This window comes from Streptomyces sp. NPDC001530, assembly GCF_042894545.1.
GTDB lineage: Bacteria > Actinomycetota > Actinomycetes > Streptomycetales > Streptomycetaceae > Streptomyces.
The window spans coordinates 190,526-208,534 of the sequence record NZ_JBIAVS010000015.1; the positions used below are offsets into that span (position 1 = coordinate 190,526).

Annotated in this window: 12 protein-coding genes and 1 pseudogene; 7 read left to right on the forward strand and 6 right to left on the reverse strand. The window is 70.0% G+C overall.

The genetic code is table 11. The features are described 5' to 3' along the window. Window positions 1-86 precede the first annotated feature (86 nt). Window positions 87-1,013, reverse strand: coding sequence for an LLM class F420-dependent oxidoreductase (locus ACFY0T_RS30225; RefSeq protein WP_388877292.1), 927 nt, complete (start codon window positions 1,011-1,013; stop codon window positions 87-89). 432 nt (window positions 1,014-1,445) lie between these two features. Here ACFY0T_RS30225 and ACFY0T_RS30230 point away from each other — a divergent pair, with 432 nt between their 5' ends. Continuing rightward, a complete protein-coding gene (locus tag ACFY0T_RS30230; RefSeq protein WP_388877556.1) occupies window positions 1,446-3,683 on the forward strand; it encodes a heavy metal translocating P-type ATPase in 2,238 nt (745 codons plus the stop codon). Next, complete coding sequence (locus ACFY0T_RS30235; protein WP_388877295.1) at window positions 3,680-4,363, forward strand: copper chaperone PCu(A)C; 684 nt, start codon at window positions 3,680-3,682, stop codon at window positions 4,361-4,363. Before ACFY0T_RS30230 ends, ACFY0T_RS30235 begins: the two co-directional genes overlap by 4 nt. Before the next feature lie 123 nt (window positions 4,364-4,486). Here the strand turns inward: ACFY0T_RS30235 and ACFY0T_RS30240 are convergent. The 3 genes and pseudogenes from ACFY0T_RS30240 to ACFY0T_RS30250 all read right to left on the reverse strand — a co-directional run bounded on the left by ACFY0T_RS30240 (window position 4,487) and on the right by ACFY0T_RS30250 (window position 7,668). After that, window positions 4,487-5,136, reverse strand: a pseudogene (locus ACFY0T_RS30240) (hypothetical protein). 370 nt (window positions 5,137-5,506) lie between these two features. Next, the gene (gene rox / locus ACFY0T_RS30245) at window positions 5,507-6,940 is read right to left on the reverse strand and encodes a rifampin monooxygenase (protein ID WP_388877298.1); all 1,434 of its coding nucleotides are present in this window, start codon (window positions 6,938-6,940) and stop codon (window positions 5,507-5,509) included. Between the two features lie 443 nt (window positions 6,941-7,383). Continuing rightward, on the reverse strand, window positions 7,384-7,668 hold the full coding sequence (locus tag ACFY0T_RS30250) for a DUF6233 domain-containing protein (protein ID WP_388877301.1): 285 nt from the start codon (window positions 7,666-7,668) through the stop codon (window positions 7,384-7,386). A gap of 167 nt (window positions 7,669-7,835) precedes the next feature. On the opposite strand from ACFY0T_RS30250, the gene ACFY0T_RS30255 reads away from it, so the two are divergent. Then, entirely contained in the window at window positions 7,836-8,354 is a 519-nt protein-coding gene (locus tag ACFY0T_RS30255) for an ATP-binding protein (protein ID WP_388877304.1), read from the forward strand. Window positions 8,355-8,487: 133 nt separating this feature from the next. Further along, complete coding sequence (locus ACFY0T_RS30260) at window positions 8,488-8,610, forward strand: hypothetical protein (RefSeq protein WP_388877307.1); 123 nt, start codon at window positions 8,488-8,490, stop codon at window positions 8,608-8,610. A gap of 343 nt (window positions 8,611-8,953) precedes the next feature. On the opposite strand, the gene ACFY0T_RS30265 is transcribed toward ACFY0T_RS30260, so the two are convergent. Next, a complete protein-coding gene (locus ACFY0T_RS30265; protein ID WP_388877310.1) occupies window positions 8,954-9,400 on the reverse strand; it encodes a hypothetical protein in 447 nt (148 codons plus the stop codon). A gap of 397 nt (window positions 9,401-9,797) precedes the next feature. Between ACFY0T_RS30265 and ACFY0T_RS30270 the strand changes: the two genes are divergently transcribed. The 3 genes from ACFY0T_RS30270 (at window position 9,798) to ACFY0T_RS30280 (ending at window position 15,397) form a co-directional block, all read left to right on the forward strand. Next, window positions 9,798-11,258 (forward strand): 3' terminal RNA ribose 2'-O-methyltransferase Hen1, encoded by a 1,461-nt coding sequence (locus ACFY0T_RS30270; protein WP_388877313.1) that lies wholly within the window; start codon window positions 9,798-9,800, stop codon window positions 11,256-11,258. Continuing rightward, entirely contained in the window at window positions 11,255-13,804 is a 2,550-nt protein-coding gene (locus ACFY0T_RS30275) for a polynucleotide kinase-phosphatase (protein ID WP_388877316.1), read from the forward strand. The genes ACFY0T_RS30270 and ACFY0T_RS30275 overlap by 4 nt, the downstream gene beginning before the upstream one ends. Before the next feature lie 303 nt (window positions 13,805-14,107). Further along, complete coding sequence (locus tag ACFY0T_RS30280; RefSeq protein ID WP_388877318.1) at window positions 14,108-15,397, forward strand: class I SAM-dependent methyltransferase; 1,290 nt, start codon at window positions 14,108-14,110, stop codon at window positions 15,395-15,397. Between the two features lie 48 nt (window positions 15,398-15,445). Here ACFY0T_RS30280 and ACFY0T_RS30285 read toward each other — a convergent pair whose 3' ends face one another. Continuing rightward, window positions 15,446-17,977 carry an ABC transporter permease gene (locus tag ACFY0T_RS30285; protein WP_388877321.1) on the reverse strand — a complete coding sequence of 844 codons (2,532 nt, stop codon included), beginning with the start codon at window positions 17,975-17,977 and terminating at the stop codon, window positions 15,446-15,448. Window positions 17,978-18,009 lie beyond the last annotated feature (32 nt).

Consider the following 18,009-nt stretch of genomic DNA (forward strand, 5'->3'; position numbering starts at 1 on the left):
GTTGACCGACGCCAGGGCCCGGACACCGACAACCCGCGCAGCGGCCTGGCGGAAGCCCTGGCGCCCCTCGGCGGCCCTGGTGGTCGTTACCCGAGCTGACGCATCACTTCGGACGCGATCAACTCCAGGTGATCCAGGTCGTCGAGGTCCAGCATCTGGAGATACATGCGCTGCGATCCGACGGCCTCGTACTGAGCGATCCGTTCGACCACTTCCGCGGGCGAGCCCGCAAGCCCGTTCGCCTTCAGTTCGTCGACGTCACGCCCAATCGCGTCCGCCCGCCGCTTCACCTCGATGTCGTTCTTCCCGACACAGGCCACGAGCGCGTTGGAGTACACCAGCTCGTCGCCCTTGCGCCCGGCAACCTGCTCGGCCGCGGCGCGCACCCGGGCGAACTGCTGCTCCGTGTCCGCGATGGACGCGAAGGGAATGTTGAACTCGTCGGCGTACTTCGCCGCGAGCGCCGGGGTCCGCTTGGCTCCATGGCCGCCGATGAGGACGGGCACCTTCGACTGCGCGGGCTTCGGCAGCGCGGGCGAGTCCTTGAGCTGGTAGTACGTCCCGTCGAAGGAGAACCGCTCGCCGACGGGCGTGGCCCAGAGCCCGGTGACGATGGCGAGTTGTTCTTCCAGCCGGCCGAACTTCTCCTTGGGGAACGGAATGCCGTACGCCTCGTGCTCGGCCTCGTACCAGCCGGACCCGAGACCGAGTTCCACACGCCCGCCGGACATCTGGTCGACCTGTGCGACCTGGATCGCGAGGACGCCGGGCAGCCGGAAGGTCCCCGCGGTCATCAGGGTGCCGAGGCGGATCCGGCTGGTGTCACGGGCGAGACCGGCCAGCGTGATCCATGCGTCGGTGGGCCCGGGGAGGCCGTTGACGGATCCCATGTGCAAGTAATGGTCCGAGCGGAAAAAAGCTCCGTAATTGAGGTCTTCAGCGGCCTTTGCGACGCGGAGCAGCGTCTCGTAGGTCGCGCCTTGCTGCGGTTCTGTGAAGACTCGAAGATCCATGCATCCATCATGCACCGGTCACAACAACCGCCCAGCCTTGAACCGCTGGCACACCTGCGACTCCCGCTGCCCGGCAACAGACCTCTGCGATGCGATCTGAATGCGATGTGTTCTGAAGCGAAAACGCCAGAAGGTAATTTATCTGAACATGCCACATAAAGGCTCTGCTTGATATGCCACAGCCACTCATCACCTGCGATGCCGCAGGGAGCAGGGGGACGGCATGCGCTGACCCGCGCCCTACTGGGGTGCGTGACAGGCCTCGTGCTCCACCATCAGCTGGCCGGCGCCTACGCGGCTGTCGCCGTGGGGGTCGGCCCTCGGGCCCGTCGCGCCCGGCATGCACGGGACCGGATCCGACTCGGGCGGTGGCGACACGGCGCCGGACGGCGGGAGCGGTGGCATGGGTGACATGGGCGGGATGCGCTGATGATGACCACGGAAGCCACGAGCGCGCCGGCGACCACCGATCTGAACGTCGGCGGCATGACCTGTGCCGCCTGCGTGCGGCGGGTGGAGAAGCGGCTGGAGAAGCTGGACGGGGTGAGCGCGACGGTCAACCTGGCCACCGGGCAGGCCCGGGTGAGCCATCCACAGGACGTCACGCCCGAGGATCTCGTCGCCGCTGTCGAACGGGCCGGATATACGGCGGAGCTGCCCGCGCCACCCAAGCCGGAGCCCGAGCACGCGAAGCGGACGGACGCGCACGAGGACCGCGACCGGCTGGTCGTCACCCTGCTGCTCTCGATCCCGGTGCTCGTGCTGTCGATGGTGCCCGCCCTGCAGTTCCGCAACTGGCAGTGGCTGTGCTTCGTGCTCGCCGCGCCGGTCGCGGTGTGGAGCTCGTGGCCGTTCCACCTCCGTGCGCTGCGCGGGCTGCGGCATGCGGCGGCGACCATGGACACGCTGGTCTCGCTGGGCGTGGCGGCGTCCTTCGGCTGGTCGGCGTACGCGCTGTTCCTCGGGGGCGCGGGCGAGTCCGGCATGACGATGCCCTTCAGCCTGCTGCCCTCCGCCGAGGCGGGTGGTGGGTCCGCGGAGATCTATCTGGAGGCGGTAGTCGTGGTACCGCTGTTCGTGCTGGCCGGGAGATTTCTGGAGGCGCGGGCCCGGCACGGCACCGGTGAGGCCCTGCGCTCACTCGCGGGGCTCGCGGCCAAGGACGTTGCCGTACGGGAAGGCGGGGTCGAACGGCGTATCCCGATCGAGGAGTTGGGGCTCGGCCAGACCTTCGTCGTACGGCCGGGAGAGCGGGTGGCCACCGACGGCGAGGTCGTGGAGGGCAGTTCCGCGGTGGATCTGTCCCTGGTCACGGGCGAGAGCGAACCGGTCGAGGTCGGGCCCGGCTCGGCGGTGGTCGGCGGCGCCGTCAACGCGGGCGGTCTGCTGCTGGTGCGGGCCACGGCGGTCGGCGCCGACGCCCAACTGGCGTGGATCACACGGCTGGTGACCGAGGCGCAGGCGGGCAAGGCGCGCGCCCAGCGCCTGGCGGACGTGGTGGCAGGGGGGTTCGTGCCGGTGGTTCTGACGATCGCCGTCACGGTGCTCGGCTTCTGGCTCGGTGCCGGAGCCGATCCACAGGCGGCGATCACCGCGTGCGTGGCGGTGCTGGTCGTCGCCTGCCCGTGCGCCCTGGGTCTGGCAACGCCCACGGCACTGCTCGCCGCCACCGGCCGCGGCGCCCAACTCGGCGTCCTGGTCAGTGGACCGCAGGCACTGGAGACCCTGCGCCACATCGACACCGTCGTGCTGGACAAGACCGGCACGCTCACCTCCGGGCACATGAGCGTCACACAGGTCGGGGTGATGCCGGACGGTATCGGCAAGGAGGCGGTCGTGCGCCTCGCCGGGGCCGTGGAGCAGGGCTCGGAGCATCCGCTGGGACGGGCGATCGTCGCGTACGCCGGACGGCCGCTGCCCGACGTGACGGACTTCCGCGCGTTGCCGGGGCTGGGGGTGAGCGGTCATGTCGAGGGCCATCTGGTCGAAGTCCAGGCGTCCGACGGCGAGTTGCCCGAGACGCTGGTCCGTGCCCTGGAGGCTTGTGAGTCCGCCAGGCACACCCCGGTCCTGGTCCGGGTGGACGGCGTGCCCGAGGCCCTGATCGCGGTCGGGGATCTCGTACGGCCGGGGAGTTACCGTGCCGTGGACCGGCTCCGCCGTCTGGGCGTGCGCCCGGTGCTCGCCACGGGCGGCCGTGAGTCGACCGCCCGCGCGGTCGCCGCCGAGCTGGGCATCAGCGACGTACGCGCCCGGTGTAGGCCCGAGGACAAGGCGGATCTCGTACGGCAGTTGCGGGCCGAAGGCTGCCGGGTCGCGGTGATCGGCGACGGCGTCAACGATGCCGCCGCCCTGGCCGGCGCCGACCTCGGGATCGCCATGGGCAGCGGCACGGACGCGGCCATCGGGGCCGCCGATGTCACCCTCGTACGCGGCGACATCGAGGCCGTCGCGGACGCGGTCCGCCTCGCCCGCCGCACCCTGGGCACCATCCGGACCAACCTCATCTGGGCCTTCGGCTACAACGCCGTCCTTGTGCCGCTCGCCGCCGTAGGCCTCCTCAACCCCATGCTCGCCGCCGCCGCGATGTCGGCGAGCTCGCTGCTGGTCGTGGGCAACAGCCTGCGGCTGCGGACTTGGCAGCCGCGACGACAGGGCGGTGCACGATGACGGAACCGGCCGTGTGGCGACCCTCCCGGCGCCGGCTCACCGACGCGCTCCTCACCGCGCTCGCGCCCGTGGCGGCGTGCGCGCTCGCGCTCGGCGGTCTGGCCGTGTGGACCGCGTCCGGGGCGGCGGGCACGCCTGCGCGCATCAAGGTCACGTCCGGGCGGGTGTTCCTCCCGTTCGGGGAGAGCGAGGAATCCGCCGCCTTCTTCCGGATCTCGAACTCGGGTGACGCCGACGACGTGTTGACGCGCGTGACCTCGACCGCCGCCGACGGGGCGATGCTCGGCCGCAACACGACGACGGACGGCAACACTGGGTCCATGCGCGCGGTGGACTCCGCCACCGTTCCGGCGGGCGGCACGCTCGCGATGTCACCGCAGGACCTGGACGTGATGGTGACGGTGCGGGGCACATGGCGTGCCGGGGACCTGGTCCCGTTCGTGCTGCACTTCCGGCACAGCGGGCGGGTCAAGACCCTGGCGGTCGTGGTCCGTCCGGGTACGGACTGGCAGGCGTGGACCTACGACCGTACGGCGGCCCGGACCTCCCTGCAGGGCGCTGCGCACACGGGTCGTATCTTGCCGCCTCGGGTGAGGACGCGAGGCGCCTTCGCGCTCGACGATCCCGTCGACCACCTTGCGCGTTCGGGCGAAGAGATGGGGCGCGACCTGCGGTCTTGACGACGATCAGCACCTGGTGCGGTGGGCCGCCTGCGGCCTGGAGGTGAGGCTTGCCCGTCTCCGCTCTCTGACCAGGGGCGTTCCGTCCCTGTCGGTCGGTGCGACGTCTGGTGGTGCGGCGCGTCAGCCGTTCTGCTCGAGGCCGATCAGGGTGAGGGTGTCGTGGATGGCCTGTTCGAGGAGCTGGTCGGAGAGTCGTCGGTCGGCGAGGGCGCGGGAGAGCTGGAGCGTTCCGGCCAGCTGGGCGAGGATGCTGAGCGCCTTCACGCGCGCCGAGGGCGGGTCGTCGGGTGCCAGGCGGGCGGCGATGTCGTCGACGAGGTGCAGCACCCCGTCGGTGTACGCCTGCTTGGTAGCGTCCGTGGAGCGCCCGATCTCGTCGAGGGCGGCGGAGGGGCAGCCGTCGTCGGGGTTGTCGCGGTGCCGGGCAGAAAGGTACTCGACGGCGGCCTTCGCGCCGGATTCGGCCCAGGCCCGGCAGTCGTAGCGGTTGCCAGGCAGCGGGCGCCCCACCACGACCACCAGGCGGGTGTCGGCGTCGATGACGACCTGGTGGTTCGTCGAGTAGCGACCCTGCGGCCGACTGCGAGACCCCGCGGTGCCAGTTGCCGCAGCGTGAGGTTGGTCCGCCAGTTCGCTGCCACCAGTGGCATCCGGTCTTCCAGGGGCAGCTTCCATGGTCGGCCCCGGCGCCGTGCGTCGGCTCCCTCACGGCGCAGCTGCGTTGCCAACTTGTTCAAGGCGCGCGGGCTCAGCCCGGTGAACGGGGCTATCCAGACACCTCAGGGTCCTCACTCGTCAAGCCGAGTGCACTGTCGGGCATCCCCGGCGTCGAACCGTGGTGGGCGGCTGCCTTGTGCTTGCGCACGGGACTCTGGGCAGGGGGGAGTGCCATCGGTGGCAGGGCCTTGGGAGAACAACGTCGTGCGACATGGGGGCCACAAGGATGTGCGTGTGGGACGCGGCGGCCAAAGAGGCGGAGGTCGCCAGGTTTCTTCACGAGTACCCGCAAGCAACTCGAGCCGACGGCGGGCATCCCGCACTTCGCGGCTGTGACGAGGTCGCCTGGACCGAGATTCCCGGATGTCCCGCCACTCCAGTGTCTCGATCAAGGCCCCACGCTTTCGGGCCACCACTGCGCGCTCAGCTGACGGCAGCGCCGAACCACTTGGGCAGCTGGCTGAGCAGATCCTGCTGATCTTCACCGATCCACGCCACGTGGCCGTCCGGCCGCAGCAGCACCGCGGGCGCGTCCAGTTCCTCGCTGACGTCGACGACGTGGTCGACCCGATCCGCCCAGCCTGCCACCGTTAGCCGGCCCGTCTGGTCGAGCAGTAGTCCGCGGCCGCCGTGCATCAGCTCGTAGAGGCGACCCTGCTTCAGCTTCACGTCCCGCAGCCGTCGGCCGAGCAGTTCGTGGCCCTCGCCGAAGTCGTAGCGGACCCCGACCCCGGTGATCATCTCGGTCACGTACCGGTTCACTTCCTCGAAGTCCATCAGCTTCGAGAACAGCTCCCGCAGGGCTGTCGCACCCGGATCGGTCCCCAGCAGCGTGATCTGCGCGCGGGTGTTGTCCAGGACGCGGGCGCCCACCGGGTGCCGTTCGGCGTGGTAGCTGTCCAGCAGCCCTTCCGGCGCCCAGCCGTTGACCGCGGCGGCCAGCTTCCAGCCGAGGTTGAACGCGTCCTGTACGCCGAGGTTGAGCCCCTGCCCGCCGGTCGGCGGGTGGATGTGCGCCGCGTCGCCGGCCAGCAGCACCCGGCCGACCCGGTAGCGCTCGGCCTGCCGGGTGGCGTCGCCGAACCGGGACAGCCAGCGCGGTGAGTGCACGCCGAAGTCGGTGCCCGCCAAGGCCCGTAGCCGCTGCCTGAACTCCTCGAGGGTCGGCGCGGTCGCACCGTCCTCGGACACGCCCTCGGCGGGCACGATGACGCGGTACGTCCCGTCCCCGTTGGGGATGGTGCCGAACCGCAGTTGGGTCTTGCGGACTTCCGCGACGACGACGGCAACCGTCGCCGGATCCTCGGTCATCTCCATGTCACCCAGCAGCGTCTCGACCTTGGCGGGCTCGCCGGGGAAACCGACGCCGAGCCGCTTGCGCACCGTACTGCGGCCGCCGTCGCACCCGACGAGGTAGCGCGAGCGCAGGTGCGTGCCGTCCGCCAGCTCGACGGTCACCCCGGCCCTCTCGTCGGCCTGACTCGCCCCGACCACTTCGCAGCCGCGCCGGATCTCGGCGCCAAGTTCGAGGGCACGCTCGTTGAGCAGCCGCTCGGTGACCGGCTGCAGGGTGGAGAGGCCGTACGGGTGCGCCGTGTCCAGCCGGTCCGGCCACGGCTTGAGGATGCCGCCGAAGAAACCGCCGACCTGGAACTTCTCACTGACCGCGAGGAACCGGTCCAGCAGGCCGCGCTGGTCCATCATCTCGACGCTGCGCGTGTGCAGGCCGCGTCCGCGGGACTGCTCGGTCGGTTCGGTCAACTTCTCCAGCACGACCACGTGCACGCCGTGCAGCCGCAACTCGCCGGCCAGCATCAAGCCGGTCGGTCCGCCGCCGACCACGATCACGTCAATCATCAAAACGCCCATTCAACGAGACTGGATTTCGGCCAGCCGCTCCGCGCAGTCCGGCGGCGCGCACACCCGCACCTCCGCGCCGAGTCCCCGCAACCGCACCGCGAGTCCACCGGCGGTTCGACGTTCTCGCGCAACCCAAACGCCGACAACAACACACGCACTTCGCGAATCTGTTATTTCCGCAGGTTCTGGCCTTGGCCGGCCATTCTGCGGCACGACCCGGGCCTTGCCGCAAGCCCCCCGGTGCGCTATACGTTGAGAGTGGCAAGGAGTGGGTAACCTCCTTGCCTTTGCCTTTTGTTGTCCGCTGTGGACGGACAAGCTCCTCCCGAAGCGGTGACGCGCCGCGTACGGCGATGCCGACGGTCCAGGAGGGCCTTCCATGGGCCTGCGGATGCAGCCGCGGAACGAGAGGTTCTTCACCCTCTTCAGCAAGAACAGGCTCACTGGTCGAGGATCCCCAACCCGGTGTCCGGACGGCAGTGCGGGCAGGCCGGCACCCCGCCCTCCGCGAGCGCCCGCACCGCCTGATCCCGCTCTACTCCACGGCTCCGCTTCCCGGCATTCCAGCAGCCGCCGACGTGGACGTACACGGGCTCGCGTCCTGAGAGGCCCTGCTCGATCAGCCAGTCCGCGGCGCCACGGGGTCTGATCGTCGCCGAATCCCAGACGTAGTGTCGGCTGAAGCTGACGGTGGCCTGCTGTGACTCGCGGCGATAGATGGCCACTCGCAGTGCTACTTGGTCACCAAGGCACCCTGGGTGATTTGTCCTTGTGATTCGAGATAGGTGACACCTGATCCTGATGGTTGACACCACCCTGGGAAACGCCGAAGCCGTACCGGATTTCTGCCGTGCCCGTTCCCTCGGCCCGCACGGCGCTAGCGTTGGGTCCCGTGATCGTATGGCTCAATGGCACCCACGGCGCAGGCAAGACGACGACCAGTGCACTCGTGCAGCAACTGATCCCGGATTCACGGGTGTTCGACGCCGAGAAGGTCGGCGAGACACTCATGGACATCACGCCGGGGCTGCCCGAGACGGACAACTTCCAGCACTGGCCGCCGTGGCGGCCGCTCGTCGTCGAGACCGCCCGCCGCGTACTCGACTACACCGGCGGCACTCTGGTGATGCCCATGACTGTCCTGGTCGAGCGGTACTGGCGCGAGATCAGCACGGGCCTCGCCCAACATGCCATCCCAGTAAGGCACTTCGTCCTCCACGCTGACCAAGACACCCTCCGCGGGCGCATCGAGGGGGACACTCCCGTCCCCTCCCCGTTCCGCCTCAAATACCTCGAGCCCTACGCCGAGGCGGCCCGCACGTGGCTACACGGCGAGGCCGAGGTCGTCGACACCACGCACCTCACGCCCGCCCAGGCCGCCCTGCAGATCGCAGAGGCCGTCAAGAGTTGAGGTCCGCCCGCCACGCGAAAGACTGAGGTCGGACGCCCCACCCCGCTCTGCTGTCGCCACCGCCATCCTTCTGGACGGAGCCGCCACGCTGCTCGCCCTGGAACGACCGGCGCTCCGGGAGGCTCTGCGCACCATGCTGCCCTCCGCAGCAGCGAAGTCGTCCAAGCAGTGGGGACGCACCTGGCTCCACCTCAAGAAGCACGCCTCCACGCAGCTCCGCGATGACGTCGAGGCCGCAGTGGCCAACTATCTCTGAGCAAAATGGCCGACTGTCTTTGAGTACAGGCCGTTCACCAGAGGTCTTGCCACCGCCTCTGGCCAACTATCGCCGACGGTCACACCTGCCATTCCGGCCCGTAGAACCGCGGCCGCACCCACGCGACGGACCGGCCGCCCGGCCCGTGGAAGTGGGCCCGCAGCCCACCCTCGTGCCAGCGGCCCCCCCCAACGCGCACCTCGACCGCGCGGTGCGGTCAGTAGGAGACCGGCCTGGTGGTCAGGCAAGTCCACCTGCGTGTAGCCCGCGTGCAGGCCCGCCAGGAGTCCGTCCGGCAGCTCGCAGGCGTCGTACAGCTTCCCTGGACCGAACAGCGACTCGCTCAGTACCAGCTCCACCCAGGCCACGGATACGCGGTCGAGGAAGGGGAGCCACCCCTCGTGCGACTCCACCACCACTGGGGGTCGTCCTGCTCGATCTGATCCAGGGGGATCCCCCATGCCGCGCAGTCTTGGTTTTCGCGGCGGAAGGCCAGGACACCGCCGAAGCCGTCGTCCACGTAGAGCTCAGCCGGCGTGACCAAGGGTTCCTCCTGCCTGGTCAGGTCGTCGCGGCGGCCGCACAGCGCGTATCCCTCCCGCAGCGCGGCAGGCAGTTCGAAACCCAGATCGGCCTGCGCAGCGTCCAGTTCGGCCGCGGTGCAGCCGTCTCCGGACCGCAACGGGCGGCCCGTCCACTCGTCGGCAAAGCGGCGCACGAAGTCCCAAGCAAAGGAGCGGCTGGTCACTCCGCCTCGCAGTGCCACCGACACGTCAAGGGCATCCGGCATGGCCCAGACGCTACTGCCTGAGTTGACCACGCAACGGCGCGGGCTCCTGCCTCCTTCGAGGAGTCGTACGGCCTCCCGGAGCCGGCCGGGCTCCTGGAGTCGGCCCTGGTGCCCCGGCGGAGCGAGTACGGCGGAGGGAAAATGCCTGAGTACGCCAGGGACGTTCGCTGTACGTTGTGCAGGCGCGCCGAAGAAGGGGCGCCGCGCGGGCGGCTGACCGCAGCGCGGCGTATGCACCGCTACGAGGGCGAGGAAGGGCCTGGAGCAGTGATCACCGAGGCGCGTTCTCCCCTCGCTGCGGTTCACCACTTTTAGGCGTGTGTGCACGCGATGTGCACGGCGTTGGACCGCACGGCAAGTTTCCGCAGCTCAGAAGACGTTTCGAGGCAGGCCCACAGTGTTCCTGACGATCAGTACCACCGGTACCCCAGAGCGCCCAGCGACCGACCTCGGCTTTCTGCTGCACAAGCATCCCGACAAATCGCAGGCGTTCTCGACCTCCTACGGCACAGCGCACGTCCTCTACCCCGAGGCGTCCGTCGAGCGGTGCACGGCCGCGCTGCTGCTCGAGGTCGACGCGGTGGCCCTGGTCCGGCGCGGCAAGGGCAAGGGGCGCGGCGGGGCACCCGACGCCGCGCTCGCGCAGTACGTCAACGACCGCCCGTACGCGGCCTCGTCCCTGCTCGCCGTGGCGCTGAGCGGCGTGTTCTCCAGCGCGATGAAGGGCCAGTGCACCGCGAAGCCCGAGCTGCCGGAGCAGTCCAGGCCGCTGCGCATCGAGGTGCCCGCGCTGCCCGCACGGGGCGGCGCCGACCTCGTACGGAAGCTCTTCGAGCCGCTGGGATGGACGGTGACGGTCGAGGCCGTGGCGCTGGACGACCGGTTCCCGGAATGGGGCGACTCCCGCTACGTACGTCTGGAACTGGAAGCGGAGCGGCTGACGCTCGCCGAGGCCCTGCGCCATCTCTACGTGCTGCTTCCCGTGCTCGACGACGCCAAGCACTACTGGGTGTCGTCCGACGAGGTCGACAAGCTGCTGCGGGCCGGTGAGGGCTGGCTGCCGGACCACCCGGAGCAGAAGCTGATCACCAGCCGGTATCTCTCGCGCCGTTGGTCGCTGACCCGGGAGGCGATGGAGCGCCTCGAACTCGTACGGCTCGCCGAGGCCGACGACACCGAGGTCGAGGAGATCGACAACGCGGTCGACGAGGAGACCGACACGGAGGACAAGCCTGTGCCGCTCGCCGTGCAGCGGCGCGACGCGATCCTCGCCGCGCTGGGCGCCTCCGGTGCCGGGCGTGTGCTCGATCTCGGCTGCGGCCAGGGCCAGTTGGTGCAGGCGCTGCTCAAGGACACGCGGTTCACCGAGATCGTCGGGGTCGACGTGTCGATGCGCGCGCTCACCATCGCCGCGCGGCGGCTCAAGCTGGACCGGATGGGGGAGCGGCAGGCATCGCGCGTGCAGCTCTTCCAGGGCTCGCTCGCCTACACCGACAACCGCCTCAAGGGGTACGACGCCGCCGTGCTCAGCGAGGTCATCGAGCACCTCGACCTGCCCCGGCTGCCCGCCCTGGAGTACGCGGTGTTCGGCTCCGCACGCCCGAGGACGGTCCTCGTGACGACGCCGAACGTCGAGTACAACGTCCGCTGGGAGACCCTCCCGGCCGGACACTCCCGGCACGGCGACCACCGCTTCGAGTGGACGCGCGAGGAGTTCCGGGCCTGGGCCGGGCAGGTCGCCCAACGCCATGGCTACGACGTGGAGTTCACGCCCGTCGGCCCCGAGGATCCCGAGGTGGGGTCACCGACCCAGATGGCCGTATTCAGGCTCGCTACGAAGGAGGAGAAGGCCGCATGACCGACGAGACCAAGAAGGCACGTACCCTGCCCGTCACCGACCTCTCCCTCGTGGTGCTGATCGGCGCGTCGGGCTCGGGCAAGTCGACCTTCGCCCGCCGGCACTTCAAGCCGACCGAGGTCATCTCCAGCGACTTCTGCCGCGGCCTCGTCGCCGACGACGAGAACGACCAGAGCGCCAGCCGCGACGCCTTCGACGTACTCCACTACATCGCGGGCAAGCGGCTCGCCGCGGGGCGGCGCACGGTGGTGGACGCCACCAACGTTCAGCAGGAGAGCCGCCGCCAGCTGATCGAACTCGCCAAGCAGTACGACGTGTTGCCCATCGCGATCGTGCTGGACGTACCGGAGGAGGTGTGCGCCGAACGCAACGCGGCCCGCACCGACCGCGCCGACATGCCGCGCCGCGTCATCCAGCGCCACATCCGCGAACTCCGCCGCTCCCTGCGGCACTTGGAGCGCGAGGGGTTCAGGAAGGTGCACGTGCTGCGCGGCGTGGAGGAGGTGGAGAGCGCCGAGGTCCGCACCGAGAAGCGGTTCAACGACCTGACCCACCTCACCGGCCCCTTCGACATCATCGGCGACATCCACGGCTGCGCGTCCGAACTGGAGTCGCTGCTGGGCAAGTTGGGGTACGTCGACGGGGTGCACCCGGAGGGCCGTACGGCCGTCTTCGTCGGCGACCTCGTCGACCGCGGCCCGGACACCCCGGGCGTACTGCGCCGCGTGATGTCCATGGTCGGGTCCGGCAACGCCCTGTGCGTGCCCGGCAACCACGAGAACAAGTACGGGCGTTACCTCAAGGGCCGCAAGGTCCAGCACACGCACGGTCTCTCCGAGACGATCGAGCAGATGGAGGGGGAGAGCGAGGAGTTCAAGAAGCAGGTGCGGGAGTTCCTCGACGGGCTCGTCAGCCATTACGTCCTCGACGGCGGGCGGCTGGTCGTCTGCCACGCGGGTCTGCCCGAGAAGTACCACGGCCGCACGTCGGGCCGGGTGCGCTCGCACGCGCTGTACGGCGACACGACCGGCGAGACGGACGAGTTCGGGCTGCCGGTGCGCTACCCGTGGGCGGAGGACTACCGCGGCCGCGCGGCCGTCGTCTACGGTCACACCCCGGTCCCGACGGCCACCTGGCTGAACAACACCATCTGCCTCGACACGGGTGCCGTCTTCGGTGGCAAACTCACCGCGCTGCGCTGGCCGGAGCGCGAGCTCGTCGACGTACCAGCCGAGCAGGTCTGGTACGAGCCGACGAAGCCGCTGGCCAGCGAGGCGCCCGGCGGCCACGAAGGCCGTCCGCTGGACCTGGCGGACGTGCACGGACGGCGGATCGTCGAGACGCGGCACGCCGGACGGGTGTCGGTCCGTGAGGAGAACGCGGCGGCTGCCCTGGAGGTCATGAGCCGCTTCGCCGTGGACCCGCGGCTGCTTCCGTACCTGCCGCCGACCATGGCACCGACCGCGACCTCGCACATCGAGGGCTACTTGGAGCACCCCGCCGAGGCCTTCGCGCAGTACAAGGAGGACGGCGTCGCCCGTGTCGTGTGCGAGGAGAAGCACATGGGCTCGCGGGCGGTGGCGCTGGTCTGCCGGGACGCGGGGGTGGCGCGCGAGCGGTTCGGCGTCACCGGGGGAGGCCCGACCGGGTCGCTGTACACCCGTACCGGCCGTCCCTTCTTCGACGACGCCGCCGTCACCGAGGAGATCCTCGGGCGGATACGGGCCGTGGTGACCGAGTCCGGTCTGTGGGAGGAGCTGGAGACGGACTGGCTGCTGCTCGACGCGGAGCTCATGCCGTGGTCGCTGAAGGCGTCCGGGCTGCTGCGCAGTCAGTACGCGGCGGTCGGCGCCGCGTCCGGGGCGGCGTTCCCGGGCGCGCTGGCCGCACTCGAGGGCGCGGCCGAGCGTGGGGTCGACGTACGGGAGCTGCTGGCGCGCCAGCGTGAACGCGCCGCCGACGCCGAGGCGTTCACGGACGCCTACCGGCGGTACTGCTGGACGACGGACGGCCTGGACGGCGTCCGGCTGGCGCCCTTCCAGATCCTCGCGGTCCAGGGACGCAGTCTCGCCGCGCTGCCGCACGACGAGCAGCTCGCCCTGATCGACCGGCTCGTCGAGCACGACGGGAGCGGACTGCTGCAGACCACCCGGCGGCTCTTCGTCGACACCGGTGACCCGGAGTCGGTGCGGGCCGGCATCGACTGGTGGCTGGAGATGACGGGCCGCGGCGGCGAGGGCATGGTCGTCAAGCCGGTCGGTGCGGTGGTGCGCGGTGAGACGGGGCGGTTGGTGCAGCCCGGCATCAAGTGCCGGGGGCGTGAGTACCTGCGGATCATCTACGGTCCGGAGTACACCCGCCCCGAGAACCTCGCGCGGCTGCGCGGGCGCTTTCTGAACCACAAGCGGTCGCTCGCGATCCGTGAGTACGCGCTGGGGCTCGAGGCCCTGGACCGGCTGGCGGAGGGCGAGCCGCTGTGGCGGGTGCACGAGGCCGTCTTCGGGGTGCTGGCACTGGAGTCGGAACCGGTGGATCCAAGGCTTTGAGGTCTTCGCCCCCTCCGCCCCTGCCCGTCCCGTACCTGGGGGCTGCGCCCCCAGACCCCCGCTAAAAGACTGCGCAGTTCCCCGCGCCCCTAAAAGGGGCGCGGGGAACTGCGCAATCTTTTAGGGGGGTCTGGGGGCGCAGCCCCCAGGGGACGGGAATGGGCAGGGGCGGAGGGGGCGAAAAAACGTGGTAGATACAGCTATTTTGCTCAGCTGTAACGCGGAAGGGGGACTGCGCGGCAGGGCAGTTGGTGTTTACGTGGTGTTGGAGCGTTCGGGAGTGTTGTCTCGGAGGTGTACGCCATGCAGGACGCCGCGCTGCGGCTGAAGAGCCTTGTCGAACAGTTGCTGGGGGCCCCGCTCCCGCTGCGCATCCGCGCCTGGGACGGCTCGGAAGCAGGCCCCCCCGGCGCCCCCGCCCTAGTCGTACGCAACCGAAAAGCCGTCCGCCGGCTCCTGTGGAAGCCGGGCGAGTTGGGGCTGGCCCGGGCCTGGGTCGCCGGTGATCTCGGGGTGGAGGGGGATCTCTACACCGCCCTGGACCTGATGTCCGGGCTCGTGTGGGACCGGGGCGAGGATGCGAGGGGCGTCGGGGAGGCCCTGCGCGATCCCGAGGTGCGCGCCGCCGTCCGCGGGCTGGTGAAGATGGCCGGGCCCCCACTGCCCCCCACCCCACCCCGCGAGGAGGTCCGCAGGCGCCGCCACCTGCACACCAAGCGCAGCGACAAACGAGCCATCAGCCACCACTACGACGTGGGGAACGACTTCTACGAGATCGTCCTCGGGCCGTCCATGGTCTACTCGTGCGCCTACTGGGAAGACGCCGGCACCCTCGAGACCGCCCAGCGCGACAAGCTCGAACTCATCGCCCGCAAGCTGGACCTGAAGCCCGGCCAGCGCCTCCTCGACGTCGGCTGCGGCTGGGGCTCCATGGCCATGCACGCCGCCCGCGAGCACGGCGCGAACGTCGTCGGGGTGACGCTGTCCCAGGAACAGGCCGCGTACGCCCGTAAGCGGGTCGCCGACGCGGGACTGACCGACAAGGTCGAGATCCGCGTCCAGGACTACCGCGACGTCGCCGACGGACCGTACGACGCCATCTCCTCCATCGGCATGGCCGAACACGTCGGCGCCGAGCGCTACCTGGAGTACGCCGAGGTGCTGTACAGCCTGCTCAAGCCCGGCGGGCGGCTGCTCAACCATCAGATCGCCCGCCGCCCGCAGCGGGACGAATCGGCGTACTCCGTGGACGAGTTCATCGACGCGTACGTCTTTCCGGACGGCGAGCTCGCCCCCCTCGGCACGACCGTGACGCAGCTGGAGCGCGCCGGGTTCGAGGTCCGCGACGTCGAGTCCCTCCGCGAGCACTACGCGCTCACCCTGCGCCGGTGGGTCACCAACCTGGAGGCGCAGTGGGCACGGGCCGTCAAGCTCACCAGCCCCGGGCGGGCCCGCGTCTGGCGCCTGTACATGGCGGCCAGTGCGGTTGCCTTCGAGCGCAACCGCATCGGCGTCAACCAGGTGCTGGCGATCAGGACACCGGAGGCGTCCGGCGCCTCTGGGATGCCGCTACGGGCGAGATCCTGGAACTGACGGCGGATACGCGCATCGGGGCCCCGATGCGCGTACCGCCGAGAAGAGCTACTCCGACTTGATCGCCGTCAGCATGTTCAGGCGGGCCGCCCGCCGCGCCGGCCACAGCGCCGCCAGGACGCCGACCGTCGCCGCCAGGAGGAGGAAGATCCCCATCCGGGCCCAGGGCAGCACCAGTTCGTACGTCGCCATCTTGCTGCCCAGCAGCTCACCGGCCGCCCAGCCGAAGAACACGCCCAGGCCGATCCCGAGGACGCCGCCGAAGAGCGAGATGACCAGGGACTCCAGGCGGACCATCCGCTTGATGCCCTTGCGGTCGAGGCCGATCGCGCGCAGCATCCCGATCTCCTGGGAGCGCTCGAAGACCGACATGGCGAGGGTGTTGATGACACCGAGGACGGCGACGATGACCGCCATCGCGAGCAGGCCGTAGAGCATGTTCAGCATCAGGGTGAACATCTGCGCGATGCTGTTGGAGAGGTCCTGCTTGTCCTGGACCTTGATGGCCGGGTTGTCGCCGAGGGCCTTCTCCAGCTTGTCCTTGGTCGCGTCCGACGTGCCGTTCGACGTCTTCAGCATGACCTGCATGTCGGAGGCGGTGTCGGTCTGGTGGGGCGAGAGCGTCGCGTTGTCCACGATGATGCCGTGGATCATCTCGTTGCCCTCGTAGACCCCGGCGACGGTCAGCTTCTCCTTCTTCCCGTCCTCGTACGAGACGGTGACGTCCGAACCGGCCTTCCAGCCGTGCGACTTGGCGGTGTCCTTGTCGACGACGATCCGCTCGCCGCCGACCTTGAAGGAGCCGCCGGCGATCGTCAGGTCGGTGAGCTTGGCGATGGCCGCGCCGTTGACGCCGGTCAGGTACTCGGTCTGCTGGTCGATGCGGGAGGGCGCGTCGCGCAGGGAGCTGATGTCCGTGACCCCGGCGACGCCGGCGAGCTTCTTCTCGACGTCCGGGGAGAGCGAGTTGCCGTTCGCCATCGACACGACGTAGTCCGCCTTGATCGCGGAGCTGGCCATCTTGTCGATCGACTTCTGCAGGCTGCCCGCCATCACCGTCATACCGGTGATGAGGGTGAGGCCGATCATCAGGGCGGAGGCGGTGGCGGCGGTACGGCGCGGGTTGCGGACCGAGTTCTGGCGGGCCAGCTTGCCGGAGACCCCGAAGACGCGGAGCACCGGGGCCGCCGCCGCGATCAGCGGGCGGGAGAGCAGCGGGGTGAGGACGAAGACGCCGACGATCAGCAGGACCGCGCCGAAGCCCATCGGGGCCTGGCCGTCCGAGCCGTCCATGGTGGTCGCGTAGAGGACCACGGCGACACCCGCGGCGGCGAAGAGGGCGCCGATCGTGTTCCGCAGGACCAGGGACTTCGTCGTCGCCTTCGCGTGCACGCTGCTCATCGCGGCGACCGGCGGGATCTTCGCGGCGCGGCGGCCCGGCAGCCAGGCGGCCAGCATGGTGATGAGGATGCCGACGAGCAGGGCGGTGGCGATCGTGCCCGGCGAGACGACCAGCGGGCCGTCCGGCACGGTGGCGCCGAGCGTGCCCATCAGGGAGCGCATTCCGGCGCCGATGCCGATGCCCGCGGCCAGACCCGCGACGGCGGCGACCGCACCGACGACGAAGGCCTCGACGAGCACGGACCGGGTGACCTGCCGTCGGGAGGCGCCGACGGCGCGCAGCAGGGCCAGCTCCTTGGTGCGCTGGGCGACCAGCATGGTGAAGGTGTTGGCGATGATGAACGTGCCGACGAACAGCGCGATGCCGGCGAACACCAGCAGGCCCGTCTTCATCCCGCTCATCGCGGAGGAGATCTGCTCGGCCTGGTCGTCGGCCAGCTGCTGTCCGGTGGTGGTGGAGGCGACGTCCTTCGGTACGACGTCGTCGAGGGCGCCCAGCAGCGCGGTCTGGCTGGTGCCGGCCGTCGCCTTCACGTCGATCTCGTCGTACGAGCCGACCGAGTGGAAGAGCTTCTGCGCGGTCGCCGTGTCGAAGAGGGCGAGGCTGCCGCCCGCGGCGACGTTGCCGTCGTCGGTGGTGAAGACGCCGGTGATGGTGGGCGTCAGGACCGGCCCGTCCACGGACAGCCGTACGGTGTCGCCGACCTTGTACCCGGCCCGCTTCGCGGTCTCCGCGTCGATGGCGACCTCGCCCGTCCCCTTGGGCGCGTGACCACTCGTCAGCGGATAGCGGGGGTCTTTGCTGCCCCAGTAGTTCCCGCCCTGCGACTGGAAGCCGCCGCCGATGAGCTTGCCGTCCTTGTCGGCGATGGCGGTGAAGCCGTTCACGACGCCGATGGCGGAGGCGGCGCCCGGAACCTTGGCGGCCTTGTCGAGCAGCGGCTGCGTGAGCTTCGCCGTCTTGCCGATCCTGTCGCCCTCGTCCGCCTGGCTCTCCGGCTGGATGGCGACGTCGACCTGGTCGAAGCCCTTGGCGGAGCTCTTCTGGTAGGCGTCGGAGATGGTGTTGGTGAAGACCAGGGTCCCCGACACGAACGCCACGCCGAGCATCACGGCGAGCACGGTCATCAGGAGCCTGGCCTTGTGCGCGAGTACGTTGCGCAAGGCGGTACGGAACATGGGTTTCTCAGTCCAGGAAGTCGCGGGGAGGC

Excerpts from the sequence above, each read along its gene's own strand:
- ACFY0T_RS30265 (WP_388877310.1), bottom strand. The coding sequence starts at position 9,400 with ATGCCGGATGCCCTTGACGTGTCGGTGGCACTGCGAGGCGGAGTGACC.
- ACFY0T_RS30225 (WP_388877292.1), bottom strand. The coding sequence starts at position 1,013 with ATGGATCTTCGAGTCTTCACAGAACCGCAGCAAGGCGCGACCTACGAG.
- ACFY0T_RS30235 (WP_388877295.1), top strand. The coding sequence starts at position 3,680 with ATGACGGAACCGGCCGTGTGGCGACCCTCCCGGCGCCGGCTCACCGAC.
- ACFY0T_RS30285 (WP_388877321.1), bottom strand. The coding sequence starts at position 17,977 with ATGTTCCGTACCGCCTTGCGCAACGTACTCGCGCACAAGGCCAGGCTC.
- ACFY0T_RS30275 (WP_388877316.1), top strand. The coding sequence starts at position 11,255 with ATGACCGACGAGACCAAGAAGGCACGTACCCTGCCCGTCACCGACCTC.
- ACFY0T_RS30230 (WP_388877556.1), top strand. The coding sequence starts at position 1,446 with ATGACCACGGAAGCCACGAGCGCGCCGGCGACCACCGATCTGAACGTC.
- rox (WP_388877298.1), bottom strand. The coding sequence starts at position 6,940 with ATGATTGACGTGATCGTGGTCGGCGGCGGACCGACCGGCTTGATGCTG.
- ACFY0T_RS30260 (WP_388877307.1), top strand. The coding sequence starts at position 8,488 with ATGCTGCCCTCCGCAGCAGCGAAGTCGTCCAAGCAGTGGGGACGCACC.
- ACFY0T_RS30280 (WP_388877318.1), top strand. The coding sequence starts at position 14,108 with ATGCAGGACGCCGCGCTGCGGCTGAAGAGCCTTGTCGAACAGTTGCTG.